Below are 20,014 nucleotides of genomic sequence, written 5' to 3' on the forward strand. Positions count from 1 at the left end.
AACTCGTTGAAGTAAGGCTGCGAAGGCCGCGGGGCCGGGAGGGGTTTCCTAAGGGCACATCCCGCAGCCGCAACGCGGCGAGGACGTGCCCGTGGAAACCCCGCAGGCCCCGCGGCCGGTGGGAGCAACGCTACTTCACGACCAAGATGTCGCAGTCCGTATTGCGCAGCAGGAACGTCGAAATCGAACCCAGCAGCGCATACTTGATCGAGGACAGGCCGCGGGCGCCGCAGAGCACCAGGTCGGGCTTAACCACGTCGAGCATCTCGTCCTTGAGCGTCTCGCGAATACGGCCGGCGCGAATCATGACCTCGACCTCGGGAATATCGGGATTGGCCTTGGCCTCTTCGAGCTGCTTGGCAATGGAGTTCTTAAATGCCTCCTCTAGGCCGTTGACCAGATCAACCGGATAGGAACCGGCGCTCTCGAGCGCCGTGGAATCGATAACGTGGCCGATGATTAGCTTGGCGCCGTTGTTCGCGGCGACCTTGATGGCGCGTGCGAGCACAAAATCCTGCTGCTCAGTACCGTCGAGTGAAACAAATACCTTGGTGTAGCCCTCGTTCATGGTTTCCTCCTTGGTCTATCGCACGGGCGCGGGGCTCGTGCGTCGGGCGGGCGCGGGCGCGTTGGCCGCCGGACACTTTATCTTGTTGCAGTTATACCCAAGGATTTCGGTTTGACCGCTCGCAATTCTGTGAACGGACGAGTTTTTTGGTAAGGGTAGGCGCAGGCGCGCCCGAACGGTTGATAATGGGACATCGCCCGCACCGTCCGCAGAACAATATCGGCGGGTGTCTAACGAGGGGGTCCCTTTGGATATCATCGAGCTTCTAAAATCTGCCTTCATGGGCCTGGTCGAGGGCATCACCGAATGGCTGCCCGTCTCGTCGACCGGTCACATGATCTTGGTGGACGAGTTCGTCAAGATGAACGTGAGCGAGACGTTCTGGAACATGTTCCTGGTCGTGATTCAGCTTGGCGCCATTTTGGCCGTCTGCGTCCTGTTCTTCCATGAGCTCAACCCGTTCTCGCCCAGCAAGGGCAAGGAGGGCCGTCGCGACACGTGGGTGCTGTGGGGCAAGATCGTGCTCGGCTGCATTCCTGCGGCGGCGATCGGCCTGCCGCTCAACGACTGGATGGAGGAGCATTTCTACAACGCTCCCGTCGTGGCGCTGGCGCTCATTGTGTACGGCGTGCTGTTTATCGTGATCGAGAACTGGCGCGCGAGCAAGCGCGAGGAAACGGCCGTTGCCGGTTCGTTTGGTTCGCGTGCTGTGGTGTCGGGTGGACGCCCTGCCGGTGCGCACTTTGCGGCGCCCGCCGCGGCTACCGCTGAGGATGAGGACGATGACGAGGATCTGGACTTTGGTTCCATCACCACGCTCGAGGACCTGAGCTGGAAGACTGCGCTGGGTATCGGCTGCTTCCAGGTGCTTTCGCTGATTCCGGGCACGTCGCGTTCCGGCTCCACCATCATCGGTGGCCTACTTTTGGGCTGCACGCGTTCGGTGGCGTCCAAGTTTACGTTCTTCCTGGCCATCCCTGTCATGTTTGGCGCGAGCGCGCTCAAGCTGGTCAAGTATTTCATCAAGGGCGGCACGTTCGGCGCCAACGAGGTCGCTATCCTGGGCGTGGGCTGCGTTGTGGCCTTTGTGGTTTCGCTCATCGCCATCAAGTGGCTCATGGGCTTCGTCCGCCGTCACGACTTTAAGTGCTTCGGTGTTTACCGCATCATTCTGGGCATCGTAGTGCTCGCATACTTCTTCGTTCTGGAGCCTATGCTCGGCCTGTAACTTGGTTGACGCTGCGCGGCGGCCAGAACGACAACTTGTCATTCAAAGAGGGCGGCATGACCAAAAGGTCTATGCCGCCCTCTTTTCATGCCAATTTGTTCGCCCTGGCCGCCGCTCGCTGCTGCTGCCATGATATCGGTGGCTCCCTGGTTGGTGCATTGGGGTCAGGTTACTTTGCAGCAACATGGTGCAGACTAACCTGACCCCATTGCGCCAAATCCGCTGGGGCGGGCCTGACGGTGGCGCGCGGAGTCGTGGTGTGATTTGCGTCGGTGTCCGCGCGGCTCGGTATACTGGTACGGCTCAAACTATGGCGTCGCCCGCAGGCGCGCCGTCCGTCAGATGAGGAGTCGCCCATGACCCAGCCCTTGCCCTGGGAAAAGAACGCCGCGGTACCCGTGCCGCCCGCGCCGGAACCCGTGCCGCTCGATGCGTACACCGCCCCTGCTGCGCCGGAGCCCGATCTCGTCCCGCTCGACATCTACGACGCTCCCGCGCCGGCACCCAAACCCGCCAAGCCGCTCGTCGACATCGACAGCCTTAATCCCGCCCAGCGCGAGGCGGTCCTGTCCACCGAGGGCCCGTTGCTGGTGCTCGCCGGCGCCGGCTCGGGCAAGACCCGCGTCTTGACCTTCCGCATCGCACACATGCTCGGCGACCTGGGTGTTAAGCCTTGGCAGGTTCTTGCCATCACGTTTACCAACAAGGCCGCGGCCGAGATGCGCGAGCGTCTGGCGGCACTCATTCCCAGCGGCACCCGTGGCATGTGGGTGTGCACCTTCCATGCCATGTGCGTGCGCATGCTGCGCGAGGACGCCGACCTGCTGGGCTACACCGGTCAGTTCACCATCTACGATGACGACGATTCCAAGCGCATGGTGCGCGATATTATGCAGGCGCTCGGTATCGAGCAAAAGCAATTCCCCATCAACATGATCCGCAGCAAGATCAGTTCGGCCAAAAACGCCATGATCGGCCCCGAGGACATGCTCAAATCCGCCGACAGCCCCAACGACAAAAAGGCCGCGCAGGTCTACTTGGAGCTGGAGCGCCGCCTGCGCGCCGCCAATGCGATGGACTTCGACGACCTGCTCGTGCGCACGCTTGAGCTGCTGCGCACCCGCCCCGAGGTGCTCGAAAAGTACCAGGAGCGCTTCCGCTACATTAGCGTCGACGAGTACCAGGACACCAACCACGTCCAGTACGAGATCGCTAACCTGCTGGCCGCCAAGTACCAAAACCTCATGGTCGTAGGCGACGATGACCAGTCCATTTACAGCTGGCGCGGCGCCGACATCACCAACATCCTGGACTTTGAGAAGGACTTTAAAAACTGCAAGACCGTCAAGCTGGAGCAGAACTATCGTTCCACGGGTCACATCCTGAGCGCCGCCAATGCCGTGGTGCGCCACAACTCGCAGCGCAAGGACAAGCGCCTGTTTACGGCCGAGGGCGATGGCGAGAAGATCCAGGCCTTCCAAGCGAGCGACGAGCGCGACGAGGGCCGCTGGATTGCCGGCGAGATCGAGAAACTGCATGCCAAAGGCACGAGCTATGACGATATCGCCGTGTTCTATCGCACCAACGCCCAGTCGCGTATCCTCGAAGATATGTTCCTGCGCGCGGGCGTGCCCTACAAGATCGTGGGAGGCACGCGATTCTTCGACCGTGCCGAGATCCGCGACGTCATGGCTTACCTCAAGATGATCGTGAACCCGGCCGACGAGATGAGCGTCAAGCGCATCATTAACACACCGCGCCGCGGCATCGGCTCAACCTCGATCCAAAAGATCGAGCAGCTGGCGCGCGACAACCGCTGTTCGTTCTTCCAGGCCTGCGAGATCGCGTGCGCCGAGACGGGCATGTTTAGCGCCAAGGTGCGCAATGGCCTGTCGAGCTTTGTGTCGCTGGTGCGCGAGGGTCGCCGCATGGACGGCGAGCTCAAGGACGTTGTCGAGATGATTGTCGATAAGACGGGCCTGCTGCAGGCGTTTCGCGCCGAGGGCACCATGGAGTCCGAGAGCCGTGCCGAGAATATCCAGGAATTTCTGGGCGTCGCTGCCGAATTTGAGGAAACGCACGAGGATATCGAGGGCACGCTCGAGAGCTTAGAAGAGCTGCGCGCAGCCGGTGTTGCCGACGTGCCTGCCGGCGCCGAGCCCGAGCCCGTCGTGGTGAGCGCGCCCGCGCCCAAACCGGGACCGTCCGCCCCGGCATCCTCGTTTGAGGCACTCGTCGGCGCGCGCGATGCTGCAGGTTCCAATCCGCTCGATAGCCTAGCCGCCCCGGCGCTCTCGCCGCAGGATGCCCTGGCCGCCGCCATCGCGGGCAACGCGTATGCCGCGCCGACGGAGATGCCGGCGGGTGTCGTACATGCCGACGAGATCGAGCGCACCTACGGCCCGCTCACCTGTAAAGCGCTGCCGGCACTCATGGAGTGGCTGGCCCTGCGCTCTGACTTGGATTCCCTGGCCGGCGAGACGCATGCCATCACCATGATGACCATCCACTCCGCCAAGGGCCTGGAGTTCCCGGCAGTGTTCGTGGCCGGCATGGAGGAGGGCATCTTCCCGCACGTGCACGACTTTGGCGGCAGCGATGACCCGGGCAAGCTCGAGGAGGAGCGTCGCCTGGCCTACGTTGCCATCACGCGCGCCCGTAAGCGCCTGTTCTTGACCTATGCGGCCAAGCGTCGCACCTACGGCTCGACTTCTGCCAACCCGCGCTCGCGCTTCCTCAACGAGATTCCGTTTGAGGACATCGAGTTTAGCGGCATCGGTTCTGCCGGTTTTGAGGGCACGGGCTGGGAGAAGCGCGGCGACCGTCACGGCACGTTTGGCTCGGGTATGGGCTCGGACATGTATGGCGGCAAGGTGTTTGGCTCACATACGCGCTCGACCGGCGGTTCCGGTTCGCGCGGCGGATCGAGCTTTGATGACTTCTTTGGCGGCAGCAGCTATGGGACCGAGCGCCATCGTGGGGTCTCGCCCGACGCTGGCCGTGTTGCCTCGACCTTTGGCTCGGGCGCGCCGCGAGCCAAAAAGCCGTCGTCCAAGGTGTCCCCGACGGTGGAGCGCAAGGTCGATCGCGCCAGCGCATCGCAGGACTTTGCCGCGGGCGATACTGTGAGTCACAAGACCTTTGGCACGGGTACTGTCATCTCGGTTGTCGGAGACATGATCGAGGTTCAATTCGAAAAGACCGGCCAGACCAAAAAGCTGATGAAGGGCTTTGCACCGATCGTTAAACTGTCGTAATCCCGGCGGACCTGGGCGGGCGTATGGGGCAACATCGCCTGCTCGGACAGTCCTGCGCAAGACGGAGGCCACATTAAGTGGCCTCCTTTGCGTGCGGAACTCGCGATCGATGTTGCCCCATACGCCCGCCCAGGTCCTTAGATAACGTTGCTTGCGAACGTCGCTCTGCTCGTTCGCTTTTTGATCTGGAGAGCCGGGTGGGCTGATATGTAGATACGAGTAGGGGCTCCTCCGTTGGTGGACGGGGGAGCCCCTTGTTGCGTTTTGGTTGTTGTTGCGACCTAGAGGTGGCTGATGATCAGTTCCATCTTGCCTTCGAGGTCGATGGAGCTGACGGTGCTCGGGGCCAGCAGGTGGCTTCCCTTGTGGACGGGGTCGCCGCAGACGGTGCCTTCGCCGTCGATGACCGACAGACACATGAAGGGCCAGCGCTGGTCGAGGGTCTTGCTGCCGTCGACGCGCACGCGGTCGACGGTGTAGCAGGGGTTGGACTCGAGCTCGGTTACGCCATCTACCTCGGGCGTGGTTACGGTACCGTCGGTCGGTGCCTGCGCGTTAAAGTTGATGCAATCCAGGCTCTGCTCAATGTGCAGCGGGCGCAGCTTGCCGTCGGTGCCGGGGCGGTCGTAGTCGTACAGGCGATACGTCACGTCGCTCGACTGCTGCGTCTCCAAAATGAGCGTGCCGGTCTTGATGGCGTGCACGGTACCGGAATCAATCTGGAAAAAGTCGCCCTTGTGGATCGGCAGCACGTTGAGCATGTCGTCCCAACGGCCTTCCTCGATCATCTGTGCGGCCTCGACGCGGTCCTTGGCGCGCTGGCCGACGATGATCGTGGCACCGGGCTCGCAGTCCAGTACATACCAGCACTCGGTTTTGCCCAGGCTGCCGTTCTCGTGCTCGGCGGCGTACTCGTCGTTGGGATGAATCTGGATCGAAAGGTCGTCCTTGGCATCCAGAATCTTAATGAGCAGCGGGAACTCCTTGCCCTCGCAATTGCCAAAGAGCTCGCGGTGCTCGGCCCACAGCCATGAAAGCGTGTGGCCGGCATACGGGCCCTCCGCAATCTGGCAGTCACCGTTGGGATGGGCCGAGATGGCCCAGCACTCACCGATGGGACCCTCGGGAATGTCGTAGCCAAATACGGTTTCGAGTTGACGGCCGCCCCAGATTTTCTCGTGGAAGATCGGCGTCAGTTTAATCAAATCGGACATGTTCATACCCCCATTGTGCTGCGTGGGCGCCGCGTAAAACTGTTCAAAACGAGCGCCTGTATGACTACAAAAACCTATGCCAATGTTACGTTGTGCAACTCAAAGCGGTCGCCAACGTTGCGCGAGACCGAATACTCAAAGGCGGCGCCGCTGTCCAAAAAGCCAATCTGCTTGAGCTCGAGCAGGGGAGAGCCAGGTTTGGTGTCCAGGCGCTCAGCTTCTTCCTTGGTTGCTGCCACGGCGCGAATGGTACGGTGGAAGCTCGAAATTTTCAGCCCGCATTGCTCGCGGATGAAATGGTAGACCGATCCGTACAGGTCCTTCTTTTTAAGGCCCGGAATCAGCTCGAGCGGCATGTAGGTGTACTCGATAACGATGGGCTTCTCATCGGCCTGACGCACGCGCACGATGTGATAGGCAAAGTCATCCTCGGCAATTCCCAGCTGGGCTGCGATGTCCGCTGGTGGATTAACAATCGAGAAATCATAGACCACCGAGGTCACCTTCTCCCCGCGGTGCTCATACGAAAAACCCTGGGCACGGTCGTTTTTGCCCTGGAAAAACGCCTGGCCGGGAAGCCCCGCCGTGTCCTTAACGTAGGTACCCGATCCACGACGGCTGGTAATTAGACCTTCCTCGGTGATTTGCTCGATAGCTCGTTTGACAGTGATTTTGGAAACGCTATAGAGCTCACAGAACTCAACGACGGTGGGAAGCTTGTCGCCCGGTTTAAGAGCGCCATCCTCGATACTTCGACGAATATCTGCAGCTATCGCCTCGTATTTGGGAATCATGGAACCTCCTTTCCGACATATATGAATACAAAAAGTAAGTATAACCCTCAACAGGGCATCCATATTACTTTTATCTAAGAAGTTCGAGAAAGAAAAAAGAAAAAGACGCTTTACTTTTAAAATTAGAGCGCTATAGTTTAAGCAACGAACGGAATCCTTCCGCACAACAGGATCGACCGTTTGGGGACGGTTTTGTTTTGGCGGGTTGGATATCGGTATGGCCGGTGCGCGCCCGCGCCGGATAACCTGCCAAAGCAAACCCGTCTCCAACCGGAAGCTCTAGAACACGAAAGCGAGGACTTTGATGGCACAGTATCAGCTGCCCAACGACTTCTTCTTTGGCGCTGCTATGTCCGGCCCGCAGACTGAGGGTCAGTGGAACCAGGGCGGCAAGCTCGAGAACCTGTGGGACACCTGGTCCATCCAGGATCTGGGTTCGTTCTACAACCGCGTTGGCTCTTACGCCGGCAATGACTTTATGGCCAAGTACCAGGAAGACCTTCGCATTTTGAAGGACTTGGGTCTGGATACCTATCGCACTTCCATCCAGTGGAGCCGTCTGCTCGATGCCGACGGCAACCTCAACGAGGAAGGTGCCGCGTGGTATCACGAGTTGTTCCGCGCCTCTCGCGAAGCCGGCTTGGAGCCGTTTGTCAACTTGTACCACTTTGACATGCCCACCTACCTCTTTAACCGTGGCGGCTGGGAGAGCCGTGAGGTTGTCGAGGCTTACGCACATTACGCCGACGTCGCCTTCCACGAGTTTGGCCAGGAGATTAAGTACTGGTTCACCTTTAACGAGCCCATCGTCGAGCCCGAGCAGCGCTATCAGGAGGGCGTGTGGTTCCCGCAGCTCCACGACTTCAACCGCGCCCGCACCGTGCAGTATCACATCTCGCTGGCGCACGCGCTGGCCGTGGCCAACTATCGTCGCGCCTATGACGAGGGCGCTATTCGCGCCGATGCCAAGATCGGCATGATCAACTGCTTTACCCCGGTCTACACCAAGGAGAACCCCAGCGAGGCGGACCTCGAGGCCGTGCGCATGACCAGCGGCATCAACAACCGCTGGTGGCTCGACCTCATCACCAAGGGCGAGCTTCCTGCCGACGTGCTCGACAGCCTGGCCGAGGGCGGCGTTAAGCTCCCGTTCCGCGCCGGCGACCAAGAGATCCTTAAGCAGGGTGTTGTCGACTGGCTCGGCTGCAACTACTACCACCCCACGCGTGTTCAGGCGCCGGCGAGCAAGGTCGACCAGTACGGCCTGCCGCACTTTGCCGACGAGTACGTATGGCCCGACGCCGTTATGAACGAGAGCCGCGGCTGGGAGATCTACCCGCAGGGCCTCTACGACTTTGGCATGGACTGCGCTAAGAACTACCCCGATCTTGAGTGGTTCGTTTCCGAGAACGGCATCGGCATCATGGACGAATACAAGAACCGTGACGCCGAAGGAACCATCCAGGATGACTACCGCGTCGACTTTGTACGTCAGCACCTGGAGTGGGTGGCCAAGGCCATCGACGAGGGCGCCAAGTGCCGGGGCTATCACTACTGGGCCGTCATCGATAACTGGTCTTGGGCCAATGCCTTTAAGAATCGTTACGGCTTTGTCGAGGTCGATCTCATGGACGGCTACAAGCGCCGCCTTAAGAAGTCGGCGGCCTGGCTCAAACAGGTCGCCACGACCCACGTGGTTGATTAGCGACCGGGCGAACGCCCAGACCGCGCGCCGCCGCGCGCAACACATGGCACATCTGGTGGCAGAGGGCGACAGACCACCGTGCGCATAGGAAAAGGCCGGATTTGAAAGTTAGGAGCAATCATGGCCAGTGACAACGGAAAGAGCTTCCTCGACAAGTTTGCCGAGGTCTCTGCGAAGGTGGGAAACCAGGTTCACCTGCGTTCCCTGCGTGACGCCTTCGCGACCATCACGCCGCTCTATATCCTTGCGGGTATCGCGGTTCTTATTAACAACGTCGTGTTCCCTCTGTTCCCGCTCGATGCGGCGGGCCTTGCCAACCTTCAGACGTGGGGCTCGGCAATTACGCTGGGCACCCTCAACGTCTCTGCCATTATCTTGGCCGGATTGATTGGCTACAGCCTCGCCAAGAACAAGCGTTTCGATAACCCGCTCGCTTGCGTGGTCGTCGCCATCTCTGCCTTCGTCATCATGATGCCGCAGCAGATCACCGCCTCGCTTGCCGCCACGAGCCCACTGCTCACCGACAAGATCACCTCCGCCGAGGTCACGGGCGCCCTTTCGACTGCCAACACCGGCACCAACGGTCTGTTCTCGGCTATTATCATCGCCCTGCTTTCCGTCTCGCTCTTCATCAAGATTTCTGGCGTCGAGAAGCTCAAGGTTAAGCTGGGCGAGGGCGTGCCTCCCGCGGTCTCCAACTCCTTCAACGTCATGATTCCGATGCTGCTTAACCTCGCGGTCTTCGCTCTTGCCGCAGCCCTGCTCGCCGTGTGCGCCGGCACCGATCTGTGCACCATCATCTCCACGTGCATCTCCAACCCGCTCAAGAGCATCATGAACGCCGGTCCGTGGGCTGTTATCCTCATCTACACCCTTGCTAACCTGCTGTTCTGCGTCGGTATTCACCAGTCCACCATCTCTGGCGCTACCGTCGAGCCGATCCTGACCATGCTCATCGTCGACAACATGGCTACCTTTGCCGCCGGTGGCACCATCCAGCCCGATCACTACATGAACATGCAGATCGTTAACAGCTTCGCCCTCATCGGCGGCTCGGGCTGCACCCTCATGCTCCTGCTCGACACGCTCCTGTTCTCCAAGAACAAGGCTTCCGAGACCGTTTCCAAGATGGCTATCCTGCCTGGTCTGTTCAACATCAACGAGCCGGTTATCTACGGTTACCCCATCGTGTACAACCTGCCGCTCATGATCCCGTTCGTTCTTCTTCCCGATCTGTTCATCGGCATCACCTATGGCCTTACCTGCGCAGGCATCATCAGCCCCTGCATCGCCCAGGTGCCCTGGACCATGCCTCCCGTCATCAATGCCCTGCTCGCTACGGGCTTTGACTGGCGCGCCGGCGTGTGGCAGGCTATCGAGATTGTCATTGGCATGGCCGTCTACCTGCCCTTTATGAAGATTTCCGAGAAGGCAATCGCCAAGCAGGAGGCTTTCGCCGAGTAGAACGCCTAACGTTCGTCCCTTTCACCTTTGCGGGCGCCGGTACGCGGTGCCGGTGCCCGCAGCTCTCTCCCTTGTGTAAAGATGCAGGGGGGTGGGCACAATAGCCGCAAGGAATAAAACCAGTTGTCGTCTGCGCGCCGCGCAGTTATAAGGAGGAAACCATGAAGAAGATCATGCTCTGCTGCAATGCCGGTATGTCCACGAGCCTGCTGGTCCAGAAGATGCAGGCCGAGGTTGCAAACCGTGGTCTGGATATTGAGGTCGAGGCTCGTCCCATGAACGAGGCCCACGATCACCTGGACGAGTGCGACATGTTGCTGCTTGGTCCGCAGATCGGCTACACCAAGGGCGATTTTGAGAAGGAGGCCGCCGGCCGCTTCCCGGTTGAGGTTATCAACATGGTCGACTACGGCCGCATGAACGCTGCCGGCATCATCGACCACTGCGTCAGCGTGATGGGCTAGGTGCTCTGCATGGAGGATATGAACGAACTGCAGATGACCTGCTTTGAGATCATCAGCTACGTCGGTACCGCCAAGAGCATGTACATCAATGCCGTGCAAAAGGCCAAGGAGGGCGATTTTGACGCCGCCGAGGAGCTTATCAAGCAGGGCGACGAGGCCTATAACGGTGGCCACGATGTTCACATGGGGCTTCTGAAGAAGGAGGCCAACGGCGAGCGTAACGGCGAGGCCCCGTTGATTTTGCTGCATGCCGAGGACCAGATGGCCGGCACCGAGACCATGCGCGTCATGGCGACGGAGCTCATCGAGGTTCACAAGCAGCTGCAGGCACTTCAGGCCTAGTCGGCGTTATCGCCGCGACGGACCGTGCGGTCCAACAGACAACATAGTCCCTTTGACGGGCGCCGGGAGCCTCCGCCTCCCGGCGCCTTTATTTTTGGGGATGGTCTTGCGCGGCCTGTTGGGCAGCCAATTGCGTTACCCCAGATAAAACCTGCCAAAACAAACCTGTCCCTTTTTGGTAGGTTTTTGCCTTGAGAGCGGTACCATACAGGCAATGTTTAAACGAGAAAGGTGGGCTCCCATGGAACCTAAGCAGTACTACATCGGCATCGACGTCGGCGGCACTTCGGTTAAGGAGGGCCTGTTCGACGAGGACGGCAACCTGCTTGCCAAGGCCAGCGTGCCCACGCCTCCTATCGTTGACGCTGCGGGCTTTGCCGCGGTGACCGAGGCTATCGACCAGGTGGTCGCCAAGGCACAGATTCCGCGTGCCTTTGTGGCGGGCATTGGCCTGGCCGTTCCGTGTCCCATCCCGGCGTCGGGCGATGCCAAGGTCAAGGCCAACATTGCCATTAACCTGCCCGAGCTGAGGGTCGCCATTCAGAAGCACTGCCCCGATGCGGTCGTTAAGTATGAGAACGATGCCAACGCCGCTGCCATGGGCGAGGCCTGGCTCGGTTCTGCCAAGGGCGTGCAGAACGTGGTGATGGTCACCATCGGTACCGGCGTGGGCGGCGGCGTTATCGTTAACGGCGACGTGGTATCGGGCGTTGTGGGCGCCGGCGGCGAGATTGGCCACATGTGCCTGAACCCGGCCGAGGAGCGCACCTGCGGCTGTGGCGGCCATGGCCATCTGGAGCAGTATTCCAGCGCCACCGGCGTGGTGAGCAACTACCTTGCCGAGTGCAAGAAGGCGGGTGTCGAGCCCATTGAGCTCACCGGCCCCTCCGATTCCAAGGACGTGTTCCAGGCCTGCCGCGAGGGCGACAAGCTTGCGCTGGCCGCAGCCGACACCATGGCCGACTACCTTGGCCGCGCCCTGGCGCTTATCGCCAACGTGGTCGACCCCGAGATGTTCCTGATCGGTGGCGGCGCGTCTGCCTCGGCCGATGTTTATCTCGACAAGGTTCGCGAGCACTTTAAGCAGTACGCGCTCTCTGCCTCGCGCGAGACGCCCATTAAGGTCGCTTCGCTCGGAAACGACGCCGGCATCATCGGTGCCGCCTACGTAGCCCTGCGCGCCGCCGGTAAATAGTCGGTGCAGGAGGGCGGTGGTACAAGGTGGCAGACTTCGCCCCCAGGCTCGCCCCAAATTGCGCCGCGGCCCTTGCGTCTCATAAGGCTCGGCGCCAGCGTGCTACCATAGCTACGTCCAAGTACACATATCAAGTGGAGGATATCCATGGCAAACGTTCTTGTCTTTGGTCACCAGAACCCCGATAACGACGCCATCATGAGCGCCGTCGTCCTGTCCCAGCTGCTCAATCAGGTTGAGTATGCCGGCAACACCTACGAGGCCTGCGCTCTGGGCCAGCTTCCGGCCGAGTCCGCCAAGCTGCTCGCCGACGCCGGCATCGCCGAGCCCCGCGTGATCGAGTCCGTCGAGGCCGGTCAGCTCGTCGTCCTCACCGACCACAACGAGTCTGCCCAGTCCGTCGCCGGCCTTAAGGATGCCACGGTCTTTGGCGTTGTCGATCATCACCGCATTGGCGACTTCGAGACCGCCGGCCCGCTGCACTACATCTGCCTGCCCTGGGGCTCCAGCTGCACCATCGTCACCAAGCTCGCCGGCGTGCTCGGCGTTGAGCTTTCCGACGTCCAGGCCAAGCTGCTGCTCTCGGCCATGATGACCGATACGCTCATGCTCAAGAGCCCCACCACCACCGATGTCGACCGCGCCGTCGCCGCCAAGCTCGGCGAGCAGGTGGGCGTCGACCCGGTCAAGTTCGGCATGGAGGTCTTCCTCACCCGTCCGTCCGGCTCCTTCACCGCAGCCGAGATGGTCGGCAACGACATCAAGATGTTCGAGCCCGCCGGCAAGAAGCTGCTCATCGGCCAGTACGAGACCGTCGACAAGAGCCGTGCGCTCGGTATGATCGACGAGATCCGCGAGGCCATGCGCGCCTACGCCGCCGAGAAGGGTGCTGACGGCATTGTCCTGTGCATCACCGACATCATGGAGGAGGGCTCGCAGGTCCTGCTCGAGGGCGAGACCGAGGCTGCTCAGAAGGGCCTGGGCATTGCCGACGAGCACGACGGCGTCTGGATGCCGGGCGTCCTCTCCCGTAAGAAGCAGGTCGCTGCCCCCATCATGGCCGCCTGCTAGGTTTAGTTGACCAAACGCCACGACCGGATCGCGGACACCCCGCACTCCGGTCGTTTTTTGTACACGGCGCCGCGTCGTCTCTTGGACAGGCGTGCCCGTGCCGTTGAGCAAATAATGTTCAACCTGTGGTTCCGCTTTTCGGCCACGCCTGCGTGCTTGTCGTGCAGGGTAGGCTAGATGCAAGCGTAATACGTTAGAGCGCGGCGCCGCCACTTGGGCGGGCCGTGCTTTTTTAAGACGGGAACTTTCCCGTGAAAGGAGCCGCCCATGGCAGCAACTGAGCAGCTGTTCAACGTTCGTGAGCGCAAGCGCTTTGAACGTCACGACATCTGGGAGCGCATCGCCGAGAACGGCACGATTTCCGCCGCCGTCATGGTCTTCGCCGCCATCGCCGCCGTCTTTTGCGCCAATACCGATGCCTACGAGGCCATCCATCACTTTTTGGAGACCCCGCTGTATGTGGGTCTGGGCAACCTTACGGCCGGTCTCACCGTTGAGCTTTTCGTTAACGACTTTCTCATGGCGATTTTCTTTTTGCTGGTGGGCATTGAGCTTAAGTACGAGATGACGGTCGGCGAGCTCAAAAACCCGCGCCAGGCTATGCTTCCCATGCTGGCGGCCGTGGGCGGCGTCGTCGTTCCCGCCTGCATCTATCTGATCTTTAACCATGCCGGCGCGCACAACGGCTGGGCCATTCCCATGGCAACCGATATTGCCTTTGCGCTGGGCGTGCTGTCGCTTTTGGGTAATCGCGTGCCCAACGGCGTGCGTGTGTTCTTCTCGACGCTTGCCATCGCCGACGACCTCATTTCCATCGCCGCCATCGCCATCTTCTACGGTCAGAGCCCCAATCCGTTTTGGTTGGGCGCCGCCGCGCTTGTGACCTGCGCGCTCGTGTGGCTCAACAAGACGCAGCATTACCGCCTTGCCCCGTACTCGGTGCTGGGCCTGCTGCTGTGGTTCTGCATGTTCAAGAGCGGCGTGCATGCTACGCTCGCCGGCGTCATCTTGGCCTTTACCATCCCGGCCAAGTGCGGCGTCAAGCTCGATAGCCTCACCGATTGGTTGGGCGAGTGCCTGCCGCTGCTCGATGACCGCTACGATGACGAGGCACACATCCTGGGCCAGCATGACTTTACCGTCTCGACTACCAAGGTCGAGCGCGTCATGCACCGCGTGACCCCGCCGCTCATTCGCATGGAGCGTCTGATCTCCACGCCGGTCAACTTTGTGATCCTGCCGATCTTTGCGTTCGTCAACGCACAGGTTCGCCTAGTGGGCGTGGACATGAGCACGCTGCTCACCGACCCGGTGACGCTCGGCGTGTACTTTGGCATGCTGCTGGGTAAGCCGATCGGTATCTTTGGCATGACGTTTGCCCTGGTTAAGCTTAGGGCCTGCGAGCTGCCGCGCAATGTCAACTGGCACATGATTGCCGGCGTGGGCATTCTGGGCGGCATCGGCTTTACCATGTCGATTCTCATCAGCGGCCTCGCCTTCCCGACGGCCCAGTTTGAGGTTCTGGCCGCCAAGGCCGCTATTCTCGCCGGCTCTGTCACCGCGGCCGTACTTGGCATGATCTACATGAGTGTGATCTGCAAGCACCCCGCGCCCAAGAACGAGTAGGCGCGTAGAAACAGACGCCAGAGCCTGCTCGAGCGCGTGTAAAACGCGGTTTTGAGTGGTACTTGCCACCTGCCGGACACCCCAGTGGCCAAAAAACGCCGTTTGTGAGTACTGTCACAAACGGCGTTTCATTTTAGGCGCGAAAAATAATGTACAAATCTATTCTGTCTGTGCATTAACGATTGCGTGGCTGGACGAAAAATGCCGATGCATCCTTCCAAAACCGGACACAAAAGGCCAAGACTGGCCTTTTTAATTCAAAATCGCTGTTACTAAAAAAGTAACAGTACTCATATTTGCTATTTTTTGACCACAGGCCCCAATGACTAGGTTTATTCCACGGTGCCGTAGATGGCGCCCCAGCCGTGGGCGGCCAAGGCGGAGTTGAGCTGGTCGCAAAGTGACTGGCGGTCGTAATAGCCGGGCGGTAGCAGGTTGACGATTTCCATGAGATCGGGCGCCAGGTCCAAGATTTCGGCCTGTACGATCAGATCCAGGCGGTCGATGGCGTGACGGTCGTAAAATAGTCCGTCGACCAGGCGCTGCAGGTCGCCGAATTCCTCGGCCTGGAACGATCCGTACTCCATAGTGCCTCCTTGGGCGCTTCACGCCGGCATGCGCGGCGATTCGTAATTCATTGCGATGGACTTAATCTATCACGGCTTCATAACGTTGCGACGGTGGCGGTCTATACTTAGAAGAATTGCAACGTACCGCTTCGTGAAAGGTCGCACCCATGCAGACGATCTACCAGAAGATGGAAACCACCGAACTCGATGCCGCCATCGAGGCGCTCAAGGCCGAGGTCGCCGAGGTCAAGGCCAAGGGCCTGGCGCTCGACATGGCTCGCGGCAAGCCGTCGCCCTCCCAGGTGGACATCTCTCGACCCATGCTCGATATCCTCAATGCCGATGCCGATCTGCACGACGGCAATGTCGACTGCTCCAACTACGGCTGCTTTGAGGGCATTCCCTCGGCACGCAAGCTGGCGGGGGAGTTCCTGGGTTGCCCCGCCGAGCAGACGCTCGTGCTGGGTTCGTCGAGCTTGCTGATCGAGCACGATATCGCCGGTATGTTCTGGCGTTGCGGCTCGTGTGGTAGCGATCCTTGGGAGGCTTACGAGGCAGCGCACGACGGCAAGAAGGTCAAGTTCCTGTGCCCGGTTCCCGGCTACGATCGCCACTTTGGCATTACCGCCGACTTGGGTATCGAGAACGTTCCCGTCGCGATGACCGACAACGGCCCCGATATGGACGAGATCGAGCGCCTCGTTGCCGCCGACGATTCCATCAAGGGCATCTGGTGCGTGCCCAAGTATTCCAACCCCACGGGTATCACCTTTAGCGAGGACACCGTGCGCCGCCTGGTCGAGATGCACACGGCCGCGCCCGATTTCCGCATCTTCTGGGACAACGCCTACTGCGTGCACGACCTGTACGACGAGACCGACGAGCTCGCCAACATCTTTGATCTTGCCCGCGCGGCGGGCACCGAGGACCGCGTGGTGGCATTCGCCTCGACGTCCAAGATCACCTTCCCGGGTGCCGGTATCGGCTTTATCGGTGCGAGCCCCGCGGTTATCGCGGAGTTCTCCAAGCGCCTGAAGGCCGGCCTCATCAGTGCCGACAAGCTCAACCAGCTGCGTCACGTGCGCTTCCTTCCCACCATCGAGGCGGTCAAGGAGCACATGAAAAAGCATGCCGAGTTCCTGCGCCCGCGCTTTGAGGCTGTCGAGCGCAAGCTCACCGAGGGCTTGGGCGACACGGGCTGCGCCACCTGGACGCACCCCCGCGGCGGCTACTTTGTAAGCTTCGATGGTCCCGAGGGCTCGGCTCAAAAGGTCGCCGCGCTTTGCGCAGACCTGGGCGTTAAGCTCACGCCGGCCGGTGCCACCTGGCCCTATGGCAAGGATCCGCGCGACACCAACATCCGCATCGCGCCGAGCTATCCCACGGTCGAGGACCTAGAGGCTGCGCTCGATGTGCTGGTGCTGGCCGTCAAGCTCGTCGCTGCCGAGCTTGCGCGTGCCGAGCGCGCCTAGCGCGCGGCTTCCCGTACTATCCGCACTTTCGATACGTAAAGGAGCGTATACATGGATTTGGGTATTTCCACCAACCCCACGCCAGAGCTCTACACCATTAAGGTAACCGGCGAGATCGATATCTCTAACGCCGATAGCCTGCGCAATGCCATCGACCTGGCGCTCGAGCAGCCCACTGAGGCCGTTGAGCTCGATTTTGCCCAGGTGAGCTACATCGATTCGACGGGCATTGGCGTGCTCGTGGGCGCCGCGCACCACGCGGCCGACCACGACAAGCGCTTTAGCTGCACCAATGTGCAGCCCCCGGTGATGCGTGTGGTTCAGCTGTTGGGTGTCGACCAGGAGATTTCGATTACCGCTGCATAACCTTTGCCCTCAAAAGGGCGTGCCGTTTGGCATATGTTTGTGATGCGCTCGGACGTTTTGGCGTCCGGGCGCTATACTTGACCGAATGAATAGACGAGTTCCGGCCGAATGGCGCGGTGCGGGCTCGACTCACATCGAGCCTTGGAGGTATGTGTGTTTGGTATTGGAGAGGGTGAGCTCGCGATCATCGTGGTCTTCGGCTTTTTGCTGTTTGGCCCGGATAAGCTCCCACAGATGGGCCGCACGATCGGCCGTGCCATCCGTCAGTTCCGCGAGACGCAGGAAAAGATGACGGCCGTTGTTCAGTCCGAGATTATCGATCCGGTGAGTGAGGCCGCTTCGGCCCCGGTCAAGCCCAAGAAGGCTGCTGCGACCGACGACGATTCCGATGCGGACGAGGATGCCGCCGAGACGGCAGCGCCCGCAAAGAAGGAGACCTTTGCCGAGCGTCGCGCTCGTCTTGCTGCCGTGAAAGCCGCGAGCGAGGCTGCCGCCGAGGGCGAGGGTGCTGCTGAGGAGTCCGAGGCCGAGGGTGCCGAGCCTGCCGCTGCCGTCGAGCCTGTCGTCGAGCCCGAGCCTGCTGCAGAGCCGGAGCCCGAGCCCGAGCCGGCAGAGCCCACGACGGCTGACCTCTACGCCCGTCGTCCCCGCAAGCGCAAGGCCGTCGTCGACCAGCTCGCTCGCGAGCTCGAGGCCGAGGACGAGGCCGTTGCCGAGGCTGCCACCGCCGACGCCTCGAAGGGAGGCGATGAGTAATGCCTATCGGACCTGCGCGCATGCCGCTCTTCGATCACCTGGGAGAGCTCCGTCGCCGCCTGACCATCGTGGTCGTGTCGGTGTTTGCCGCCGCCATCGTGCTGTATTTCGCCACGCCCGTGGTGCTCGACATCCTGGAAGACCCCATCCGCTCCTTTGTGCCGGACGGTAAGTTCTACATCACCACCACGCTCGGCGGCTTTGGCCTGCGCTTCTCGCTGGCCATCAAGATGGCCGTGGTCATGTGCACGCCCATGATCATCTGGCAGATTCTGGCATTTTTCCTGCCGGCACTGCGTCCCAACGAGCGCAAGTGGGTTGTGCCTACGGTGCTCGCCTCGACGGTGCTGTTCTTCCTGGGCGCAATCTTTTGCTACTTCATCATTATCCCGGCAGGCTTTGAGTGGCTCATCGGCGAGACCTCTGCCGTCGCAACCGCGCTGCCCGACCTGGAGAACTACGTCAACATGGAGCTGCTCTTTATGATCGGCTTTGGTGTGGCGTTTGAGCTGCCGCTCATCATCTTCTACCTGTCCGTCTTCCACATCGTGTCCTACGCGGCCTTCCGCGGCGCCTGGCGCTACGTGTACGTGGGCCTGCTTGTGGGCTCGGCTGTGATTACGCCCGACGGCTCGCCCGTTACGCTGGGGCTCATGTATGGTGCCCTGCTCTCGCTCTACGAGATTTCGCTCGCCATTGCCCGCGTGGTCATTACCGCGCGCGAGGGCAAGGAGGGCTTGTTTGTGAGCCGTCTGGACCTGTTCTCGGACGATGAGGACGACGAGGAGTAAATCGGTATGCACGAGGTTGGCATTGTCAACGGCATACTCGATACAGTGATTCGCGCGGCGCGTGGGGCGGGGGCCTCGCGCGCCGTTTTGGTAACGCTGCGTATCGGGGATATGACCGAAGTTGTGCGCGAGGCGCTCGACTTTGCGTGGGAGACATTTCGCGATGAGGACCCGCTCACGCGAGGCTGCGAGCTTGCCGTGGAGGAAGTCCATCCACAAAGCGAGTGTCTGGACTGCGGGGAGGTCTTTGAGCACGATCGCTTCCATTGCCGCTGTCCCCAATGTGGCGGCGCCAACGTGCGCCTGCTGCACGGCCGCGAGCTCGACATCGCAAGTATCGAAATCGAAACCCCCGACGATTAGCCCGCTAGCCATCTGGTGATGGGGTATAAAGGGGCCAAAGTAAGGAGCGCTAAGTATGGCTGAGAAAACGATTGATATCGCGTCGCCGATTCTGTCGCGCAACGAGCGCCTGGCAGATCAGCTGCGACAGCGATTTAAAGAGACAAACACCTATGTGATCAATGTGCTGTCGAGCCCCGGTTCGGGCAAGACCACCACGATCCTGGGCACCAACGAGCGCCTGCGCGACAAGGCTGGCCTGCGCTGTGCCGTCATCGAGGGCGATATTGCCTCGGATGTCGACGCCATCACCATGAAGGAAGCCGGCATGCCCGCCATCCAGATCAACACGGGTGGCCTGTGCCACCTCGAGGGCAACATGATCATGGAGGCCGTCGACGCCTTCGACCAAGCTGTGGGTCTTCAAAACATCGATGTCATCTTTATCGAAAACGTGGGTAACTTGGTCTGCCCAGTCGACTTTGACCTGGGCGAGAACCTGTCCATCATGATCCTCTCGGTGCCCGAGGGCGACGACAAGCCCATCAAGTACCCGGGCATCTTCCAACACGCCGGCGCGCAGCTGCTCAACAAGGTCGACGTGGCTCCGGCTTTCGATTTTGACATGGATAGGTATACTAAGACACTCGATGACCTCAATCCGCAGGCGCCGCGGTTTGCCGTGAGCGCGCGCAAGGGCGAGGGCATGGATGCCTGGTGCGATTGGCTCATCGGGCAGATTGAGCAAGCAAGGGCGTAAGTCGGCCGCCATACGGGCGGGCGTAGCCGC

19 protein-coding genes are annotated in these 20,014 nt (G+C 60.7%); 15 read left to right on the top strand and 4 right to left on the bottom strand.

What is annotated here, in order from left to right; all coding sequences use genetic code 11:
- Positions 1 to 130: 130 nt before the first annotated feature.
- Positions 131 to 568, bottom strand: coding sequence for a universal stress protein (locus ACKUTP_RS03265; RefSeq protein ID WP_006235921.1), 438 nt, complete (start codon positions 566 to 568; stop codon positions 131 to 133).
- 247 nt (positions 569 to 815) lie between these two features.
- Here ACKUTP_RS03265 and ACKUTP_RS03270 point away from each other — a divergent pair, with 247 nt between their 5' ends.
- Positions 816 to 1,796: an undecaprenyl-diphosphate phosphatase gene (locus tag ACKUTP_RS03270; RefSeq protein WP_196033629.1), complete on the top strand. Its 981-nt coding sequence runs from the start codon at positions 816 to 818 to the stop codon at positions 1,794 to 1,796.
- A gap of 356 nt (positions 1,797 to 2,152) precedes the next feature.
- Positions 2,153 to 5,053, top strand: a complete 2,901-nt coding sequence (locus ACKUTP_RS03275; protein ID WP_409063544.1) for an ATP-dependent helicase — start codon at positions 2,153 to 2,155, stop codon at positions 5,051 to 5,053.
- Positions 5,054 to 5,334: 281 nt separating this feature from the next.
- On the opposite strand, the gene ACKUTP_RS03280 is transcribed toward ACKUTP_RS03275, so the two are convergent.
- Both ACKUTP_RS03280 and ACKUTP_RS03285 read right to left on the bottom strand, forming a co-directional pair.
- The gene (locus ACKUTP_RS03280; RefSeq protein WP_371732510.1) at positions 5,335 to 6,267 is read right to left on the bottom strand and encodes a type I phosphomannose isomerase catalytic subunit; all 933 of its coding nucleotides are present in this window, start codon (positions 6,265 to 6,267) and stop codon (positions 5,335 to 5,337) included.
- A 74-nt stretch (positions 6,268 to 6,341) separates the two neighbouring features.
- Complete coding sequence (locus tag ACKUTP_RS03285; RefSeq protein ID WP_195240705.1) at positions 6,342 to 7,061, bottom strand: GntR family transcriptional regulator; 720 nt, start codon at positions 7,059 to 7,061, stop codon at positions 6,342 to 6,344.
- Between the two features lie 304 nt (positions 7,062 to 7,365).
- Between ACKUTP_RS03285 and ACKUTP_RS03290 the strand changes: the two genes are divergently transcribed.
- From ACKUTP_RS03290 to nhaA, 7 genes are all read left to right on the top strand, one after another.
- Positions 7,366 to 8,766 carry a glycoside hydrolase family 1 protein gene (locus tag ACKUTP_RS03290; RefSeq protein WP_117746098.1) on the top strand — a complete coding sequence of 467 codons (1,401 nt, stop codon included), beginning with the start codon at positions 7,366 to 7,368 and terminating at the stop codon, positions 8,764 to 8,766.
- Between the two features lie 120 nt (positions 8,767 to 8,886).
- The gene (locus ACKUTP_RS03295; RefSeq protein ID WP_138340244.1) at positions 8,887 to 10,230 is read left to right on the top strand and encodes a PTS sugar transporter subunit IIC; all 1,344 of its coding nucleotides are present in this window, start codon (positions 8,887 to 8,889) and stop codon (positions 10,228 to 10,230) included.
- A 161-nt stretch (positions 10,231 to 10,391) separates the two neighbouring features.
- Positions 10,392 to 10,694 carry a PTS sugar transporter subunit IIB gene (locus ACKUTP_RS03300; protein WP_035137700.1) on the top strand — a complete coding sequence of 101 codons (303 nt, stop codon included), beginning with the start codon at positions 10,392 to 10,394 and terminating at the stop codon, positions 10,692 to 10,694.
- Between the two features lie 9 nt (positions 10,695 to 10,703).
- Positions 10,704 to 11,036 carry a PTS lactose/cellobiose transporter subunit IIA gene (locus ACKUTP_RS03305; RefSeq protein ID WP_197736861.1) on the top strand — a complete coding sequence of 111 codons (333 nt, stop codon included), beginning with the start codon at positions 10,704 to 10,706 and terminating at the stop codon, positions 11,034 to 11,036.
- Between the two features lie 241 nt (positions 11,037 to 11,277).
- Entirely contained in the window at positions 11,278 to 12,231 is a 954-nt protein-coding gene (locus tag ACKUTP_RS03310; RefSeq protein ID WP_233540726.1) for an ROK family protein, read from the top strand.
- A gap of 147 nt (positions 12,232 to 12,378) precedes the next feature.
- Positions 12,379 to 13,302 (top strand): manganese-dependent inorganic pyrophosphatase, encoded by a 924-nt coding sequence (locus ACKUTP_RS03315; RefSeq protein ID WP_006235927.1) that lies wholly within the window; start codon positions 12,379 to 12,381, stop codon positions 13,300 to 13,302.
- Positions 13,303 to 13,569: 267 nt separating this feature from the next.
- A complete protein-coding gene (nhaA, locus tag ACKUTP_RS03320) occupies positions 13,570 to 14,928 on the top strand; it encodes a Na+/H+ antiporter NhaA (protein ID WP_409063545.1) in 1,359 nt (452 codons plus the stop codon).
- Between the two features lie 332 nt (positions 14,929 to 15,260).
- On the opposite strand, the gene ACKUTP_RS03325 is transcribed toward nhaA, so the two are convergent.
- Complete coding sequence (locus ACKUTP_RS03325) at positions 15,261 to 15,515, bottom strand: hypothetical protein (RefSeq protein WP_055285533.1); 255 nt, start codon at positions 15,513 to 15,515, stop codon at positions 15,261 to 15,263.
- Positions 15,516 to 15,664: 149 nt separating this feature from the next.
- Between ACKUTP_RS03325 and ACKUTP_RS03330 the strand changes: the two genes are divergently transcribed.
- The 6 genes from ACKUTP_RS03330 (at position 15,665) to hypB (ending at position 19,984) form a co-directional block, all read left to right on the top strand.
- Entirely contained in the window at positions 15,665 to 16,969 is a 1,305-nt protein-coding gene (locus ACKUTP_RS03330) for an aminotransferase class I/II-fold pyridoxal phosphate-dependent enzyme (protein ID WP_226802899.1), read from the top strand.
- A 51-nt stretch (positions 16,970 to 17,020) separates the two neighbouring features.
- Positions 17,021 to 17,335, top strand: a complete 315-nt coding sequence (locus ACKUTP_RS03335; protein WP_320677937.1) for an STAS domain-containing protein — start codon at positions 17,021 to 17,023, stop codon at positions 17,333 to 17,335.
- A gap of 153 nt (positions 17,336 to 17,488) precedes the next feature.
- A complete protein-coding gene (locus ACKUTP_RS03340) occupies positions 17,489 to 18,091 on the top strand; it encodes a twin-arginine translocase TatA/TatE family subunit (protein ID WP_409063546.1) in 603 nt (200 codons plus the stop codon).
- Entirely contained in the window at positions 18,091 to 18,882 is a 792-nt protein-coding gene (tatC, locus tag ACKUTP_RS03345) for a twin-arginine translocase subunit TatC (RefSeq protein WP_022093860.1), read from the top strand. The genes ACKUTP_RS03340 and tatC overlap by 1 nt, the downstream gene beginning before the upstream one ends.
- A 6-nt stretch (positions 18,883 to 18,888) precedes the next feature.
- Positions 18,889 to 19,245 (top strand): hydrogenase maturation nickel metallochaperone HypA, encoded by a 357-nt coding sequence (gene hypA, locus ACKUTP_RS03350; protein WP_117565013.1) that lies wholly within the window; start codon positions 18,889 to 18,891, stop codon positions 19,243 to 19,245.
- Between the two features lie 55 nt (positions 19,246 to 19,300).
- Positions 19,301 to 19,984: a hydrogenase nickel incorporation protein HypB gene (gene hypB, locus ACKUTP_RS03355; RefSeq protein WP_055310413.1), complete on the top strand. Its 684-nt coding sequence runs from the start codon at positions 19,301 to 19,303 to the stop codon at positions 19,982 to 19,984.
- The last annotated feature ends 30 nt before the right edge of the window (positions 19,985 to 20,014 follow it).

The organism is Collinsella sp. wc0529, from assembly GCF_046116875.1.
Taxonomy (GTDB): domain Bacteria; phylum Actinomycetota; class Coriobacteriia; order Coriobacteriales; family Coriobacteriaceae; genus Collinsella.

Excerpts from the sequence above, each read along its gene's own strand:
- ACKUTP_RS03265 (WP_006235921.1), bottom strand. The coding sequence starts at position 568 with ATGAACGAGGGCTACACCAAGGTATTTGTTTCACTCGACGGTACTGAG.
- ACKUTP_RS03275 (WP_409063544.1), top strand. The coding sequence starts at position 2,153 with ATGACCCAGCCCTTGCCCTGGGAAAAGAACGCCGCGGTACCCGTGCCG.
- ACKUTP_RS03280 (WP_371732510.1), bottom strand. The coding sequence starts at position 6,267 with ATGTCCGATTTGATTAAACTGACGCCGATCTTCCACGAGAAAATCTGG.
- ACKUTP_RS03285 (WP_195240705.1), bottom strand. The coding sequence starts at position 7,061 with ATGATTCCCAAATACGAGGCGATAGCTGCAGATATTCGTCGAAGTATC.
- ACKUTP_RS03290 (WP_117746098.1), top strand. The coding sequence starts at position 7,366 with ATGGCACAGTATCAGCTGCCCAACGACTTCTTCTTTGGCGCTGCTATG.
- ACKUTP_RS03295 (WP_138340244.1), top strand. The coding sequence starts at position 8,887 with ATGGCCAGTGACAACGGAAAGAGCTTCCTCGACAAGTTTGCCGAGGTC.
- ACKUTP_RS03300 (WP_035137700.1), top strand. The coding sequence starts at position 10,392 with ATGAAGAAGATCATGCTCTGCTGCAATGCCGGTATGTCCACGAGCCTG.
- ACKUTP_RS03305 (WP_197736861.1), top strand. The coding sequence starts at position 10,704 with ATGGAGGATATGAACGAACTGCAGATGACCTGCTTTGAGATCATCAGC.
- ACKUTP_RS03310 (WP_233540726.1), top strand. The coding sequence starts at position 11,278 with ATGGAACCTAAGCAGTACTACATCGGCATCGACGTCGGCGGCACTTCG.
- ACKUTP_RS03315 (WP_006235927.1), top strand. The coding sequence starts at position 12,379 with ATGGCAAACGTTCTTGTCTTTGGTCACCAGAACCCCGATAACGACGCC.
- nhaA (WP_409063545.1), top strand. The coding sequence starts at position 13,570 with ATGGCAGCAACTGAGCAGCTGTTCAACGTTCGTGAGCGCAAGCGCTTT.
- ACKUTP_RS03325 (WP_055285533.1), bottom strand. The coding sequence starts at position 15,515 with ATGGAGTACGGATCGTTCCAGGCCGAGGAATTCGGCGACCTGCAGCGC.
- ACKUTP_RS03330 (WP_226802899.1), top strand. The coding sequence starts at position 15,665 with ATGCAGACGATCTACCAGAAGATGGAAACCACCGAACTCGATGCCGCC.
- ACKUTP_RS03335 (WP_320677937.1), top strand. The coding sequence starts at position 17,021 with ATGGATTTGGGTATTTCCACCAACCCCACGCCAGAGCTCTACACCATT.
- tatC (WP_022093860.1), top strand. The coding sequence starts at position 18,091 with ATGCCTATCGGACCTGCGCGCATGCCGCTCTTCGATCACCTGGGAGAG.
- hypA (WP_117565013.1), top strand. The coding sequence starts at position 18,889 with ATGCACGAGGTTGGCATTGTCAACGGCATACTCGATACAGTGATTCGC.
- hypB (WP_055310413.1), top strand. The coding sequence starts at position 19,301 with ATGGCTGAGAAAACGATTGATATCGCGTCGCCGATTCTGTCGCGCAAC.